The 14,390-nt window shown below is 46.5% G+C and carries 16 protein-coding genes; 5 read left to right on the forward strand and 11 right to left on the reverse strand.

Features of this window, described 5'->3' with window-relative positions:
* Positions 1-65: 65 nt before the first annotated feature.
* On the reverse strand, positions 66-965 hold the full coding sequence (locus tag MKY74_RS21815; protein WP_076165050.1) for an AraC family transcriptional regulator: 900 nt from the start codon (positions 963-965) through the stop codon (positions 66-68).
* A 164-nt stretch (positions 966-1,129) separates the two neighbouring features.
* On the opposite strand from MKY74_RS21815, the gene MKY74_RS21820 reads away from it, so the two are divergent.
* Positions 1,130-1,882: an SDR family oxidoreductase gene (locus tag MKY74_RS21820; protein WP_076169255.1), complete on the forward strand. Its 753-nt coding sequence runs from the start codon at positions 1,130-1,132 to the stop codon at positions 1,880-1,882.
* Positions 1,883-2,123: 241 nt separating this feature from the next.
* On the opposite strand, the gene MKY74_RS21825 is transcribed toward MKY74_RS21820, so the two are convergent.
* Positions 2,124-2,792 carry a TetR/AcrR family transcriptional regulator gene (locus MKY74_RS21825; RefSeq protein WP_445671805.1) on the reverse strand — a complete coding sequence of 223 codons (669 nt, stop codon included), beginning with the start codon at positions 2,790-2,792 and terminating at the stop codon, positions 2,124-2,126.
* 189 nt (positions 2,793-2,981) lie between these two features.
* On the opposite strand from MKY74_RS21825, the gene MKY74_RS21830 reads away from it, so the two are divergent.
* On the forward strand, positions 2,982-4,376 hold the full coding sequence (locus MKY74_RS21830) for an MFS transporter (RefSeq protein WP_076165048.1): 1,395 nt from the start codon (positions 2,982-2,984) through the stop codon (positions 4,374-4,376).
* A gap of 131 nt (positions 4,377-4,507) precedes the next feature.
* Positions 4,508-5,242 carry a DUF4241 domain-containing protein gene (locus tag MKY74_RS21835; RefSeq protein ID WP_244169133.1) on the forward strand — a complete coding sequence of 245 codons (735 nt, stop codon included), beginning with the start codon at positions 4,508-4,510 and terminating at the stop codon, positions 5,240-5,242.
* A 276-nt stretch (positions 5,243-5,518) separates the two neighbouring features.
* On the opposite strand, the gene MKY74_RS21840 is transcribed toward MKY74_RS21835, so the two are convergent.
* The 5 genes from MKY74_RS21840 to MKY74_RS21860 all read right to left on the reverse strand — a co-directional run bounded on the left by MKY74_RS21840 (position 5,519) and on the right by MKY74_RS21860 (position 9,807).
* Positions 5,519-6,613: an L-dopachrome tautomerase-related protein gene (locus tag MKY74_RS21840; RefSeq protein ID WP_076165044.1), complete on the reverse strand. Its 1,095-nt coding sequence runs from the start codon at positions 6,611-6,613 to the stop codon at positions 5,519-5,521.
* 317 nt (positions 6,614-6,930) lie between these two features.
* Positions 6,931-7,419 carry a GNAT family N-acetyltransferase gene (locus tag MKY74_RS21845; RefSeq protein WP_076165041.1) on the reverse strand — a complete coding sequence of 163 codons (489 nt, stop codon included), beginning with the start codon at positions 7,417-7,419 and terminating at the stop codon, positions 6,931-6,933.
* A complete protein-coding gene (locus tag MKY74_RS21850) occupies positions 7,416-8,606 on the reverse strand; it encodes a winged helix-turn-helix domain-containing protein (RefSeq protein WP_076165038.1) in 1,191 nt (396 codons plus the stop codon). The genes MKY74_RS21845 and MKY74_RS21850 overlap by 4 nt, the downstream gene beginning before the upstream one ends.
* The gene (locus tag MKY74_RS21855; protein WP_076165035.1) at positions 8,603-8,791 is read right to left on the reverse strand and encodes a hypothetical protein; all 189 of its coding nucleotides are present in this window, start codon (positions 8,789-8,791) and stop codon (positions 8,603-8,605) included. Before MKY74_RS21855 ends, MKY74_RS21850 begins: the two co-directional genes overlap by 4 nt.
* Before the next feature lie 179 nt (positions 8,792-8,970).
* A complete protein-coding gene (locus MKY74_RS21860) occupies positions 8,971-9,807 on the reverse strand; it encodes a phytanoyl-CoA dioxygenase family protein (protein ID WP_076165033.1) in 837 nt (278 codons plus the stop codon).
* A gap of 151 nt (positions 9,808-9,958) precedes the next feature.
* On the opposite strand from MKY74_RS21860, the gene MKY74_RS21865 reads away from it, so the two are divergent.
* A complete protein-coding gene (locus MKY74_RS21865) occupies positions 9,959-10,834 on the forward strand; it encodes an AraC family transcriptional regulator (RefSeq protein ID WP_076165031.1) in 876 nt (291 codons plus the stop codon).
* 60 nt (positions 10,835-10,894) lie between these two features.
* On the opposite strand, the gene MKY74_RS21870 is transcribed toward MKY74_RS21865, so the two are convergent.
* On the reverse strand, positions 10,895-11,764 hold the full coding sequence (locus MKY74_RS21870; RefSeq protein ID WP_144025322.1) for a chemotaxis protein: 870 nt from the start codon (positions 11,762-11,764) through the stop codon (positions 10,895-10,897).
* A 260-nt stretch (positions 11,765-12,024) separates the two neighbouring features.
* On the opposite strand from MKY74_RS21870, the gene MKY74_RS21875 reads away from it, so the two are divergent.
* Positions 12,025-12,960 (forward strand): S66 peptidase family protein, encoded by a 936-nt coding sequence (locus MKY74_RS21875; protein ID WP_076165026.1) that lies wholly within the window; start codon positions 12,025-12,027, stop codon positions 12,958-12,960.
* 80 nt (positions 12,961-13,040) lie between these two features.
* Here MKY74_RS21875 and MKY74_RS21880 read toward each other — a convergent pair whose 3' ends face one another.
* From MKY74_RS21880 to MKY74_RS21890, 3 genes are all read right to left on the reverse strand, one after another.
* Positions 13,041-13,529 carry an AAA family ATPase gene (locus tag MKY74_RS21880; RefSeq protein WP_076165024.1) on the reverse strand — a complete coding sequence of 163 codons (489 nt, stop codon included), beginning with the start codon at positions 13,527-13,529 and terminating at the stop codon, positions 13,041-13,043.
* A 30-nt stretch (positions 13,530-13,559) separates the two neighbouring features.
* Entirely contained in the window at positions 13,560-13,775 is a 216-nt protein-coding gene (locus MKY74_RS21885) for a transcriptional regulator (protein WP_076165021.1), read from the reverse strand.
* Positions 13,776-13,957: 182 nt separating this feature from the next.
* On the reverse strand, positions 13,958-14,383 hold the full coding sequence (locus MKY74_RS21890) for a hypothetical protein (protein WP_144025321.1): 426 nt from the start codon (positions 14,381-14,383) through the stop codon (positions 13,958-13,960).
* Between the last annotated feature and the right edge of the window lie 7 nt (positions 14,384-14,390).

A 14,390-nucleotide genomic window follows, 5' to 3' on the forward strand; every position in this document is an offset into this window, starting at 1 on the left:
TGAAAGATGTAGCTTACCCTTCGTTACTTCAACAGAAACTAAAAAAAGCCGCATCAATGCGGCTGTTAAGTGTGTATGTTCTTGAAGGAAAATTCACGCAAGTCTTGAATATCCCTTATCGGGGGACGTCCAAATAACCGGGCGTACTCTCGATTAAATTGTGAAGGACTTTCATATCCAACACGGAATCCTGCGTTAGCTGCATCCAGGTTTTCCGTAAGCAGGAGTCGTCTTGCTGTTTGCAAGCGAATGATCTTTTGATATTGAAGCGGACTCATGGCCGTTACTTTCTTGAAATGTCTATGCAAGCTCCTCGGACTCATCTTGACCGTCTTAGCCAGCTCTTCAATGATTAGAGGCTCGGAATAATGATTTCTGATCCATTGTATGGCTTCGGATATACATTGAGCATAGCTTCCGATCACGGCAAATTGCTTCAGCAGCTCTCCCTTCTCGCCTTGAAGAACCCTATAAAATATTTCCTTAACGATCAAGGGAACCAGCACCTCAATATCAGAGGGGGTCTCCAGAAGTTCTACAAGGCGTAAAACCGCTTTGAGCAAGTCCGAGGTAGACGGATTGAGCAGGATTCCTCGTTCAGTCGTCATCTTCTTCGAAGGACTGGATGTTTTCGATATATCGAGAAGAAGATCCGGATCGAAGGTCAGTTGTAAACTTAGGTACGGATGGCTTGGCGATGCTTCAGTAATTTGTCCGACCACAGGCAGATGTACCGGAGAGACCAAATAGCTCCCTGGGTCCACATTATATCTTTCCTCGGCTAATTCCACCGTTTTAGAACCTTGGACAACGATGTAAAGGGAAGGATGGCTGTTGCTGTACACTGGCCCTGACTGCTGAGATTGACGTCTGAAATAAAGCTCAGGAATTGCCATGCTGTGTACGCCATCCATCGGTGTATGATGATCAATGTACCGGACTAACTCAGAAATGAGCTCTTTCAAGTTTATGCACCAACCTCTTTTGTTCAAAAATCAGTTAAACCCATTATACTTCTCTGGCGGGATTAGGCAAGGAACGGGCATGAATGATCTACCGGTTGAACACCCACTTTTCTTAAAATGAAATGTGTAAGAGACATTTATTATAGAAGAAAGAAGTGGTGAGTGTGTCCGGAATACAAGATAAAGTCATTGTAATAACAGGCGCAAGCGGCGGGATCGGTGAAGCAACTGCAATGCTGCTTGCCGAGAGAGGAGCCCAAGTTGTACTTGGCGCGCGGCGATCGGATCAGCTTGAAGCTATAGCTAACCGGATTGAGAAGTCTGGCGGTAAGGCTGCTTATCTCGTTACTGACGTGAAGCGGTCCGAAGACCTTTCAAACCTTGTCCAATTGGCAAGCGAGAAATTCGGCAAGCTTGATGTTCTTATTAATAATGCGGGTTTCATGCCCTTGTCTCCCTTTGACGATCTGCGGGTCCAGGAGTGGGAAGACATGATCGACATCAATGTTAAAGGAGTTCTATATGGGATAGCAGCGGCACTACCCACTTTTCGGAATCAGGGCTCAGGACATTTTATTAACATTGCTTCCACGGCAGCTTATCGGATTTTGCCTAATATGTCGGTTTATGCAGGGACAAAGCTTGCCGTTCGTGCGATCTCAGAAGGTCTGCGTCAAGAGGCCGGCGATAAGCTTCGCGTAACGATTGTTTCACCCGGATTCACAAACACACCTGGATCCATGCAATCGGATGCTCTGGACGCTATAAGGGACCCAGAGATGAAAGCCAAACTCGAAGCTTATCAGAATATTGGGTTATCCCCCTACTCTATCGCTAAAGCTATTGCGTTCGCAATTGAGCAGCCCCATGACGTGGATGTCAGTGAAATCGTGGTCCGCCCCACAGCGCAAGGATAGGAGACGGATCATGCTGACTAAAAACATCAGGAAGCCACCATTTATCGTTACCTTAAAATTGCTCAAAAGTAAGGAATAGTTTTAGATCACATACATGAGTCAGGTTTCATCTACCAGTAAAAGGACGTACCACTGCACTGCGTTGCGGTTTCGGTACGCCCTTCTTTATAACAGCTTATTTAACAATTCTTCTTTCCCAAAACAGCAGCCGGTTCAAAATTGCGATGTGCCAGACACCAGATTAATGTGTCTTTAAGCAGCACTGCTGCAAATAGGACGAGAAGATTTTTGTATTCATTAGCATGTGTTTGTTATCTCCATCCAGCTTGCTCAGCAAAATCCCTCCCTCCAACAAGGAGAATGCAAATGATGCTAGCGCATCCACATCCAGATCCTCTCTAAACTCCCCAGCTTGAATGCCGTCACGAATGATACTTTTCATCATATCCAAGAACGTATGCAAACCTTGTCTTGCCCGACCACAAAGCTCTGAATGCGTATCGTCACTTTCTACAGCTGTATTCTGCATAGGACATCCGCCGATAAATGGTGGATTGTTTACAACATCCTCATAGACACGAAAAAAAGCCATTAACTTTCCTGAAGCAGACTGCTCTTGGTCGATCGCCTCAGAAAATTTTCTGTTGACCATGCCGGCAGCGTAATTGTAAGCTTCCAGCGCGATCTCGTCTTTACTGGCAAAATGTCGATAGATGCCCCCCTTCTTAATTCCTGTGTCGGCAATGATATCGTTTAGCGATGTGCCGGCATATCCTCTCTGGTTAAAAATTTCAGCCGATTTCATAATGATAAATTCCCGTGTTCGATCCCCTTTTTTCATGTGCTCCTCCGTATGAACTTCTTTTATTTCAATGGTTTTAAATAAATTATACATATCTGGCCTTGTCATTTACTAGAATCCTGATAATATAAAAGATACCGTTCGGTATCTTTATTGTACAGCAAGCCATTCCAAAATGAAATAGCGCTGGGTTTGGAATAAAGAAACTTTTTAGGAGGAGTGTTCAATGAGTAGAAGTGGCATTAGATCGCTAGATATGTAACCTCTCACAATATAAGAAGGAAAGAAGGAAATCTCATGGAGGATGCTCTCCACAATACGAAGACCGAGAAAAATGAAGTTCTCTTGCTTCCCCGTGAAGGCTTTATTATTACGTTGCTTTGCATTACTGTTGTGTTAGTCACAATGAATACGGCCATGTTTAATTTGGCATTAAGCGATTTAAGCCATGATTACAACCTGCCTTCATCTATCGTTTCGTTGACCGTCACCGGCTATTCTATCATGTTCGCCATCTCCTCGACCACCTACAGCCGGTTGTCTGATTTGGTTCCGCTTAACCGATTGTTCGGCATGAGTCTGGTTTTGACGGGAGGCGCCTCGGTTGGGGCGATGCTGAGTAACCATTTCTGGGTGCTGCTAACTGCCCGCATCGTGCAAGCTGCCGGGGCCGGGGCGGCACTCTCCCTGTCCATAGTGCTCCTAGCCCGTTACATACCTCAGGTACGCAGGGGGAAATCGATGACGTTCATCATGTCCTCCGTGTCACTGGGTTTTGGACTTGGCCCGGTCATTGGCGGCTTTGTGGTGCAATATCTCGGATGGAAATATCTTTTTGCCATTACATCCTCGCTGTTGTGTATTGCCCCGCTCCTAATGTGTTTGATTCCAAAAGAGTCGAAGTCCAAACGGTCTTTCGATGTAATAGGAGCAGTGACACTGAGTGCAGGAACAGCAGGTCTGCTGCTATTTTTCACCAACTATCATCCCGTTGCCTTGTTGATCGGAATTTCAGGGATAATCGTCTTTACTCTGCATATCCGCCGAGCGAAGCATCCGTTTGTGCTGCCGTCATTACTAGCTAACAGAACCTATCTAATGCTTGCTTTCATCGGGGTCTTAGCCTATTTATGCAACTTTGCAACGCTTTTTTTGCTACCGCAAATGCTATTGAAACATTTTGGTTTGAGTGCAAGTCATGCCGGATTTGTTATTTTTCCAGGTGCTATTTTGTCTACATTGCTATCAAGAAGGGTCGGGGCGATGATCGACGAGCGGGGAAGCAGCAGAATGCTGCGTACGACTCCTATGCTCGTATTATTGGCGGCCGTATTATTCGCAGGACTGGGCACCCACTTTTGGGTGGCCAATGTTTTTGTGTACATGATGATGAATTTAGGCTTTGCTATCATTAGCAGCAGCGTTTCTAACGAAATTTCGTGCATACTTCCCTCTTCTCAGATGGGTTCAGGAACGGGATTGTACCAACTGATGCAGTTTATCGGCGGCGCATTCAGCATTGCGGTGATGTCCAGTGCAATGGAATGGCAAAAGCATCTTCCGCCTAGCCAGACGTATGCCAACCTATTCTGGGGGCTTGCCGTGGTGGCGGCTATATCCAATTTGTGTGCCTTTTTGTACCTAAGACGAATAGCCCCAAAAGCCACATCTTCATCTTCATCTTCATCTTAGCAAAGTGCAGTTGATTCAAGTCGAGTTGCTGTTCTAACATAGGGAGGATGCCACTTTGGTGTTAATGCCTGTAACTTCAATACTCTCAAAACGCCCTACTTTTACAAGCCTATATCAGGAGGTAAATGCCCATGATCCCAACCAGTGAATGGCTGTCCCAGTGGGAGCAGCAGCGTGACAAATTGAAATGCCCTGTAGATTTGAATGATTATTTTATTTTGCCTGAAATAGCAGGCAAGCAGCTGGCAATTATAGATTTCGGTCCCACCTCCATTCCTACCGGCCAAATTCTTGTCCGCGATCCGCTATGTTATTTGGGGAGTATAAAGGAGCAGCCTTATTTCCAAACGGCGTCCGTTGGAACGTACTCAGCCGAAGCCTGTGTGGTGAAGCCGGACGAGGATGGTGACTGTGCCCGTTATGCCGCCGTTCGTCTGCGATTTTCCGATGTTCCTGCCGTCCGGTTCGAGGAAGCTCTGATTGGACATGAAGATATTTCAGGGATGGGGGACGGAGAGTTTTTTGGCTTCAATGTAGACGCCGGTCTGGCATGTATTTGCGATAAGCAGGCGCATCAAGCTTTTTGCGACTTTGCTAGTCGGTGGCATCAAGAACATCCTGATGGCAATCTTTACGATGATTATTTTGCAGCCCTGTTTGCCAAGAGTTATCGCGAAAATCCACAGTATCAACGCAGTGGTGGTGATTGGCTAAACTGGACAATCCCTGATACCGAGTACCATGTCCCCATGTTTCAATCCGGTTTCGGCGATGGCGCTTATCCAGTTTATTGGGGATACGATCAAGCAGGTGAAATTTGCCAAATCGTCGTTCAGTTTATTGACATTCAATTGGCATATATGTAAGTCAGTTCAAAGGAGAACGGCCGTCATAGGCGTTCTCCTTCTCGTCATACTGAATCTTCCTCTTGCTACCTGCTGTACGTAAGCTTCGCTGAGGCCACAACACCAAAAATTCCGGATGAGGAGCCTCGATAAATTCATCACTACAGTGAATACAGAGGATTACCCCTGCTTGTTACATATGTACCAGACCTCCTTACTCCTCACATACACTGGTATGATTTTACAAAGAGGATATGCTGTGAATAAAATCAGTCTTTTGCTCGTTTACGATGATTATCAGAAGGTAGGAGCAGGGAATTCATCAATTCTGAACCGAAGTAAACTATATGGTTTTTCCCGCAGGTCTCTCCCATAATGAAATCTCGCCTGCCGATGTAATTGATTCACAATGACATATAAGTATTGATCGGGGCCAATCGAAAAAGTATCCGGCCATAAAATTCTCGGATCATGTGCGATGGTTTCCATTGCGCCATTCGGTAAGATTTTCCGGATGCTATTATTTTCATAGTCTCCTGCATAAACAGTTCCTTTTGAGCCGGTGATCATTCCATCAGACGCACCTTTTTCGCCCCAATACTGCACATATTGAGATAAATTCATGTCCTGAATCCTTCTGTCTCTTAGGGCTTCTGTTGAGATCGAGAACAGTTGACGGCTGCTTAGCGGAGCATAAAATAAAACCTTGCCATCAACAGAAATCGCTAAACTATCGGAAGCCATTCTAAAAGGGGAAGTTGAGCCGTCCGGGTTTCGATTCATCAAAATTCTACCTTCTACTTTTGGTGAAAAATAAGAATCAGGCGAAGTTGATACTGCCCCATTTAACCGTCTAAACGCGTTTCCATTGTCTAAATCCACGACGATAATAGCCCCTGGCCCTCTGGAAGAAGAATCCGTTATATATGCATAGCCTGCTCTGCCTACCCGAAAATCCAAACGGACGTCATTCAGATAAGTTGTTGGCAAAACAACATCTTCAGTAAAGGTATATACTCTCCTTATTGTGTTCGTGCTTAAATCAACAGCAACTAATTTTGCTCCCCCTTGAATAGGTTCAGAAAAATTTGGTGCCCCTGTATCCAGTACCCAGAGTGTTCCTCTTCCGTCAGCGACGATACTTTGGACACTGACGAAAGACATCGTAATATTCGCAGTTTTAACCAAATTGGTTTCTAAATTGGGATAAGGCTGCAACTCACCCTTTACAATTTCCGCCACAGTAAATTGGACATCGTCTCCCCATTTTGGAAAGCATACAAACATACGACCGGTTTCCGAAACACTGACACCAGTAGGCATAGCCCCATAAAAAGCATGCACTAGCTCAAACTGCCCAAAATACTTTTCCATAGGTAACTTAGGCTGCATGATATCCTCCTCATCAAATCTAAACGGATATCACCTATATATGATGAAAATTTGATGTAGTGCCTGGTTCTTGTTAAATTGATCTATCGTGATGGATACTGTGGGTTTGCTTGTTTTGTTCAACTTCAGCCACTTTTTTCAACTGTTGCAATGGCTAATTCAAATCTGTCTTTTTTTGCAAACGCTGTTATTTTTAATGGCAACAGACATGTTCTATCTTTCTGTAAGTTAGGAAAAAGACAGCCGGCTTTTGGGGGCGGCTGCCTTCAATGTTCATTGAGCTAACGTATTCCGTTAGCTGAGAAATATTGAGATTGCTACTCTGCCTTAATAGGCAGCTTTAAAACATATTCTTCGACTTCCTCAGCGCGTGCATTGGAAAACCCCTTGTCTTCACCACAAATCTTAAATCCACATTTTTCCAATACCCGAATAGAAGCTGTATTATCTTTTGCTGCACGAGCAAATAAAGGACGAATGCTTACATACTCAAGAAGTTGAGAAAGGGATCTAGTTGCAATACCTCTTCCCCAATACTCTCGTCCGATCCAGTAGCTGACTTCTGGTTCACCGAACTGTTCAAAACTCGAAACATGCCCCGCCACTTGATCGTTAAAAAGCACGGTCTTTTTTATAATCCGATCATCGTCTAATATCTTGTGCCAGTGGGACATAAAGGCGATCTTGTCCGTTGGATCTTTGGCAGTAAAGGCAGCCATATGGTTGGCAGTCTTGTCCAATTGCTGCTCAAAAAAGATCGGCAAGTCCTCTTTATTCACGTCTCGCAATATCACTTCGTTATTCATATTTCCACCTCACTAATCGTCCCGCATCCGTTGAAAAATGCGAAACGTTGGAAACAATGGTTCATTGCTGTTCGCAACTGCTTTGTTGGCTGTATGCCGTTCTCGTACCATATGTTTTTAACAACGAGTGTTCCGGTTTTTCGCTCCGCGATGATTTCGGCTCGTCCGATTAGGCTTTCTCCGTATAATAGAGGCAGCACATAATATCCGAATTTCCGTTTGATTGCGGGCGTGTAAATCTCCCAGGTGTAATCGAAGCCAAACAATTCGCTGATCAGCTTTCTGTCCCAAATCAAATTGTCCAGCGGGGCAATCAGCTCACAGCGAAATTTCGGATTCGGATTTTGCAGGACGGCTTCAATGAGCGGCAAGTCCTCTGCGCGGCAGTACAGCGTATCCTTCAATTGCTCTACGGCAATAGCAACAATACGAGCTTCGTCCAACAACTGCCGGAAAACCTCGTTACGCTGCACCGCTTTCAATCCCCATATGTTCAGCCAAGCATCGGATGCCCGATTCCATAACAGGCCAACAGCACCGATCCGGCGCAGTACCCGCCACTTGTGATGATCAAGCTCGGCCATCAGCGGCTCCGGCGCATTCAGCAGATTTGGCGGTATGTATTTCTCGGCAATATCGTAATATTTACGTGTTCCTTTTTTGTGATGGATAATCAACTCGCCTGTCGAGTACATCTGTTCCAGCACCGACCGGGACGTATTGTTTCCGCTGCTCCAGTGGATGGCCGATTGCCACGAGAAATTCCCATCCAATTGTAGATCATCCGAGCTTAGTGCACCGTGATTGTGGATGTGAACCCGCACTTGCTCAGTCAACTCTTCCATTCCGGGGTAGCGCTTGGCATGTTGTCGGGCGGCCTGCCTGTACCGCTCAAAATACGGCCAGTCCTCGAGAGGTATAATAGCCAGATTCTTGTCAGGATAATCGATCAGGTATCTATCTTTATACAGCAGCTCGTCGAGCATGTTCTTGGTGAATCCTTTGATTCGCGACTGCAGCACCAATTCGGCGTTTTTTCCGCAAACATCAATGGGATCGTATTGAATACAGCCGACTTGCCGCACAAAATCCAATACTCCCTCCTTTCCAGCAAATTGATATTCACCTAGGAGCCCGTGCTTCAATAACAGAAATTGTCTTGCCTGGCGGTTTGTCAATTCGATCATGAACGCATCGACTCCTTAACGAAACATTCGGGAGCCGAGTGCACAAGATGACGGATGGCGAGGTTGCTTATCTCAATATAGTCATGATTTACTTCTTGCCATAATGGCGGAATCCATTCGGGAACTTCGTCTGCAATCCTGCTTCCTAATACCGAAAATGGCTCTTTTTCAACGATTCCAACCACGCCTATTCCCCCTATCTGTGGAAAACGCAAAAAACAAACACACGTTCCTATATATTTTACCATTATCTAGAGAATAAAAACAATATGGATTGAAAAATAACCCTCGTCAGATCGGATCTTCCAAGGAAAAGGGGCACCCGATTTCGAGTGCCCCTTCAACCTCTATTACCAAGCCTTCATCACCCGTTGGCAGCTGATGAATAGACGACCGGGAAATGATCGCCCATCAGAATGTCCCCTTTGTTAACCGTGACATATGACAGCATCGGATGGCTGCCGTCCGGTTCGTAACGGGTATGTCCCGGCATGTAGTGAACGGCGATTGCCCGCCGTTTGCGCTCCGAACGGTTGTGGGGGCTTCCGTGCCAAGTGAGGCAATGGTGGTAGCCAACCTGCCCCTTCTTGATTTCAAACGGAACCGCTTCCACTTTTGCTTCCTTCGGCAGCAGCTCCGGCTGACGATGGTAAGGCATGAAATCGGGCGTGTTCGCCAAATCGTGTTGATGATTCCCCCACTTATGGCTGCCGGGCACCATCCACATGCAGCCGTTCTCGATGACCGCATCGTCGAGCGCGACCCAAGCGCTGACCAAGTCCGCGGGCTGAATGATCGGCCAAAGCGGGTGGTCCTGGTGCCAGAGTGTCGGACCGCCGGAGACAGGTGGTTTGTATTGGATTTGATCATGCCATATCCGCAGCGTATCGGTGCCGCACAGCTGGGCGATCTCCTCACAAATGACTGGGTGAGCGGCGTGCTGAAAGAAAGCGTCGCTGGCCATCCAAATGTTGACGATTTGCACCACTTTCTCACTGACCGTCATTTTCATCCCCTCATGAAGGGAATCGCTGCTTTCCGCGAGCATGTTTCGGTTCAGTACCGGTTTATTCACCGACTTCCCTTCCATGACTAAATCAAGCTCTTCTCGCAGTCGCTCCACTTCCTGGTCGTTTAAGACAATGCCGCCCTTCACAAAACCGTTTTTCTCGAATTCGGCCAATTGATTTGCATTCAGCAACTTAGCTCACGCTCCCGCCCGTTTTATAATGATGGATGTAAACGCCTTCCTATAGGTTTATCATAGATGGTGTGCTCATTATTGTATTTTCCGAAATCCATCATCTTTTTGGGTATTTGCAAGTTTAAGCTTCAGACGGAGGAGATTGGTCATGTATACTGGAACATTAGACATGATTACGCCAACGGTCAATTTTTCTGCCAGGGCAACGGCAGAGGCGGGAACGGACTGGGGGTATCGGAAGATCCCCGACAATCAGCTTTTCTATGTCGTGTCCGGCTGCGCAGAGCTCGAGATTGGAGGACAAAAAGTAGCCATTTTGCCGGGAGAATGCGTTTGTTACGGTCCGGAATGCCAAACGAAGCTGACGGCTATTCGAACGACTGATTATATCAGCGTTCATTTCCATTGGCACGCCTCTTCTCCTTTGCCTGTCCATCCCGGACTCCAAATCAAATATGGCGATCCGGGTTCGTTCAGTGCCCCGCAACTGTCCGTTTTTCATATACCGTCTTACGGAGAAGTGAAGGTTCCAACCCTGCTAACCATTGCCGGACTGGAACCGATCCTGTCTAAAATGGTTAATGAATACGAATCCGAGCTCCCGGGATATACGCTGACACTGCGTTCGCTTATGATGCAGGCGATTACGCTGATCTGTCGACAGCTGCTCGGAAACGACTCCATACAGGGTTCGAGGAACAAGATCGAACCGGCCATTCAAGCGATGCAGGATGAGCCCGGCATAAACTGGTCGGTTGCCGCACTTGCGAACTTGTGCGGCTATCATCCGGTACATTTCACCAAGCTGTTCAAACATGAAATGGGGGTGACACCGAAGCATTTTATTATCAGAGAAAGGATCAAACGGGCGAAGCTCGCGCTTCTGCAGGGCGAGAAGCTGGAATGGATCGCGGAAAGATTCGGTTTTAAGAGCCTTCACTATTTCAGTTATCAATTCAAGCAGGAGACAGGACTCACGCCGACGGAATTCCGAATGAACGGCCGGACCGGCGGAGATGGATAGCGCTTTTGGCCATCGTTGGAATAGCTTAGCCTTTCATCATTACCGGCTGCCGGCGCTGGCTTAACGAATCGGTTGTCGGGTTGTTTGGTCGTAAAGTTCTGCAAGCGATTTGGCAATCCGCTCGATGACCGTCCTAGAACGGTAATACCCGCCGTGTGAATTAAGTGGGGTGCTGGCCAGAAAACCCGGGTTTCTGACCTCCACATCTTCTGTCACGGCCGCATCATACTCCGCGCTTAGACGCTTGAGCGGATAGGCGATCACATCATCTTTATCGTAGAAATTAACCCATTCGCCGTATGGGAGCCCTTCGGCCAAAAGAGCAGGCGAAGGAAAAGAAATAGGCTTCCCAAAGTCGTTATACCGCATCGTCCAGATCGCGATCGGGCTTCCCATTGTGTAAAAATGTGTTAGCGTATCGCCACGAACGAGTGCAGAAGGATCCTCACTTATTGATGCAAGCTTGCCGCTTGGCAGCCTGCCGTTTTGCAGGTCGTATATGAAGTTACTCGCGATGATCGTGCCAAGACTGTGGCTTATGATGCACAGCGGGGCACTGGGTCCTGTGCACTGCGCGAGCTCCTGCAGCTTTTCATAAAATCGTTCGTGAATTGCGGTGTAGATGTAGTTCCGATCATCGTCACCTGCTTTGTGGGGCAGCGGTTGATAGGCAATCGCGTCACCTAGAAAGCTGATGGCGTACCCCCGAGCATCGATCCACTTGTTCCAGTGCAGATGGTCAGGCGCAAGCTTTTCCTTGAGCTCATCTTCCAGCCGGTCCGTGATGTCCGCCCAATAAATCCCCTTGCTGACCAGCTCCACCGCTGGACATATTTCACCTAACCGCTTGCTAATGAGCCCTGCCATCGCCGCATGAAAATGTTCTTTTTGCTTACCAATGCCGTGTACAAACCCTACCGCGATTTTCATCGAATTCCCCACCACCTTCATCGCAATTCAACTTCCATATCATTCTAATTATAAGGGAGAGCATGAGGCCCGATCCAACAAAGAACAGGTGCCGCTCTGGAGAAAGGCTGTGTGCTCGAGGAGCATGGCCGGAAATGAAGAAAGAGGGTTTCTCGTTCATTCAAGTTCCTTTTCAGTACTGTGCTTGGGATTTTGCCAATATACTCTAAAGATATGATATGACAATGGCTTCTTCGATTTTCAGGAAGGAAGATCAGCACATGCCGATAAGTCCGCCAATGCTGCAGAGGGGCGATACTGTTGGAGTCGTTACTTTGGGGAGTCCGCTCGCTGCAGACGTAATTAATGCACGGATCGAAATTTTGAGAGCAATGGGATTCAATGTTGTATTGGGTCAATATGTATATGCACAAAACGGGTTTCTTGCCGGCACAGACGAGCAGCGGGCTTCTGATTTGATGATGATGTTCCAAGACGACCGGGTTAAAATGATCCTACCCACCAGAGGCGGTACAGGAGTGGCGGGAATTCTTCCTTACCTTGATTATACGGTGATCCGCAATAACCCAAAAATTGTGACAGGTTACAGCGATATAACGGTACTATTAAACGTAATGCATCAATATGTAGATTTAATAACATTCCATAGTCTGCTGCTCATTGACTTCAAACCCGATACGCCCGCTTATAATTTCGATCAGTTTTTCTCTGCGACATCCGTGTATTCATCAACCCGGACCCTCTTCAATCCGCCGGGGATGCCACTGATCAGCCGTGTTCCGGGCAACGTTACTGGGCAGCTTGTGGGCGGTAATCTGACATCCTTTGTCGATACGTTGGGTACGCCTTTCGAAATCGATACAAGGGATAAAATTCTCGTACTTGAAGAAACACACGAACCTACCAATACCGTATACAGGTACTTGAATCATTTAAAGCTTGCCGGAAAATTTCGTGACTGCATCGGCATTATTATGGGCGAGTGCTCAGGCTGCCAGGCGGCTTATGGTAAATCCTATGAGGATTTAATCAACGAATTTGTTGTACCTCTCGGTAAGCCGCTGATAACGAACCTTGCCACAGGTCATGGCTTTTATAAAGCTGCTTTGCCAATTGGCGCAACGGTTAATCTCGATTCAGTCAATAATAGAATAACTATAGTTGAACCTACCATCAGCGTTATGCAATCGTTATGACAATTCGTATCCAGGTGCGACGGTGTATTGGTCTATGGCAATCCGTAAGTGTCAGTAATTTACTCTCGTCGACGATTATTTTATTTGACATGACAGATGATCTCGTCAACGACGTGCTCGATCGGCGCGGTGGCGTAAATGATAATTCCGTTTTTCGGAAAGTCTTCTTTCGTTTGGTGCAATCTCGTAATGAGTTTCCGTTCGGATGGCTTTCCACCACACTCATTCTCCGGTCGCTCGTCAAGCCGCCGGTTCAATGTGTCAAGGTCGACATCAAGGACAAACACGCCGTCAAATAGATCTATGAATTCCGATAAGTTCCTAGAACCACCGCAGAAAAATGTTGCCGCTTCATCCTGATTGGTGACCAGAGCTTTTACTTTATCGACATGCCAAATGTGGTGCTCATGCGTGATACCATCCGTCCGTATCCCCGTTTCCGGATCGCCTTGATAAGCCAATTCACGGTCACCATGAATGGCATGGTAGCTGCGCCGCTGCAATTCTATGCAGACCGAAGTTTTGCCGGTGCCAGAGACGCCTTCAATCAGATCATTCCTAATGCCCATGGCTAGACCCTCTCATTCTCCCTTTACTTCTTATTCGTTTGGAATTAATTCATACAAGTCACGAACATCACAGCCGATGGAATCTGCGATCGATATGGCAATTTTGAGTGGCATCACTCTTTTGTTTTCCATAAAGTCATAAACCCGTTCCGGTTTAAAAAGCAAGTCTTTCGCCAGCCATTCCGCTGACTTTCCGGATTCCATCAATCGTTCATTCAGCAAGCAACGTCCAAGTTCAAATTTCAATTAGCGATGACCTCCCGCGTAAGAAAATAGTTATTTAACCTTAAGCGTTGTCCATTGCCAGCCAGAGTATACTTTATAATGGGGCCTGAACGATAAGATTCCACATTCGTTTGCCCAATTGGAAGGGTGAGTTCCATCGACGGGCTATCGTCCCTTAGTTTAATCTGTAAAGCAGTGTTATTCTATTCAAAAAACCATTTTATTTCTGTTGAGCCGATCTCTTTTTCAGCGATCACGGGTGTTTTTTGAGCATCACCTAACTTTTCAATGCGCAATTGATATGGTTTAAGCATCTCTTCCCAATTGTTGGGAGGCGACAAATTTGAAGCCGCATGGCTGAGATAATCAGTAACAATCTGTTTTAATTGTTCATTGCTTATTTGACCCGGATCATATTCAATTCCAACTTTATATAGTTTCACTTTGGGGTCGGCAGCGAACCCCGTTAAAAGTATGCCAGGTTGTTTATCCATTTGTTTCATACTTTTGGACAAACGTTGTCCGACTTCTGGAAAAGTATCCTTATTGCTTTCCCCTTGGCAGCCCGCAATAATCGAAACGGACGCAAACAGAACCAGGATTATGAATAGATGTAAAGTACGCAGCAAATTTAAC

Source organism: Paenibacillus sp. FSL R5-0378, assembly GCF_038009285.1.
Taxonomy (GTDB): domain Bacteria; phylum Bacillota; class Bacilli; order Paenibacillales; family Paenibacillaceae; genus Paenibacillus_AQ; species Paenibacillus_AQ favisporus.

Bases quoted from the DNA above. Each gene is read 5' to 3' on its own strand.
- MKY74_RS21825 (WP_445671805.1), bottom strand. From the start codon at position 2,792: ATGACAAGGCCAGATATGTATAATTTATTTAAAACCATTGAAATAAAA.
- MKY74_RS21830 (WP_076165048.1), top strand. From the start codon at position 2,982: ATGGAGGATGCTCTCCACAATACGAAGACCGAGAAAAATGAAGTTCTC.
- MKY74_RS21835 (WP_244169133.1), top strand. From the start codon at position 4,508: ATGATCCCAACCAGTGAATGGCTGTCCCAGTGGGAGCAGCAGCGTGAC.
- MKY74_RS21840 (WP_076165044.1), bottom strand. From the start codon at position 6,613: ATGCAGCCTAAGTTACCTATGGAAAAGTATTTTGGGCAGTTTGAGCTA.
- MKY74_RS21845 (WP_076165041.1), bottom strand. From the start codon at position 7,419: ATGAATAACGAAGTGATATTGCGAGACGTGAATAAAGAGGACTTGCCG.
- MKY74_RS21850 (WP_076165038.1), bottom strand. From the start codon at position 8,606: ATGATCGAATTGACAAACCGCCAGGCAAGACAATTTCTGTTATTGAAG.
- MKY74_RS21865 (WP_076165031.1), top strand. From the start codon at position 9,959: ATGTATACTGGAACATTAGACATGATTACGCCAACGGTCAATTTTTCT.
- MKY74_RS21870 (WP_144025322.1), bottom strand. From the start codon at position 11,764: ATGAAAATCGCGGTAGGGTTTGTACACGGCATTGGTAAGCAAAAAGAA.
- MKY74_RS21875 (WP_076165026.1), top strand. From the start codon at position 12,025: ATGCCGATAAGTCCGCCAATGCTGCAGAGGGGCGATACTGTTGGAGTC.
- MKY74_RS21880 (WP_076165024.1), bottom strand. From the start codon at position 13,529: ATGGGCATTAGGAATGATCTGATTGAAGGCGTCTCTGGCACCGGCAAA.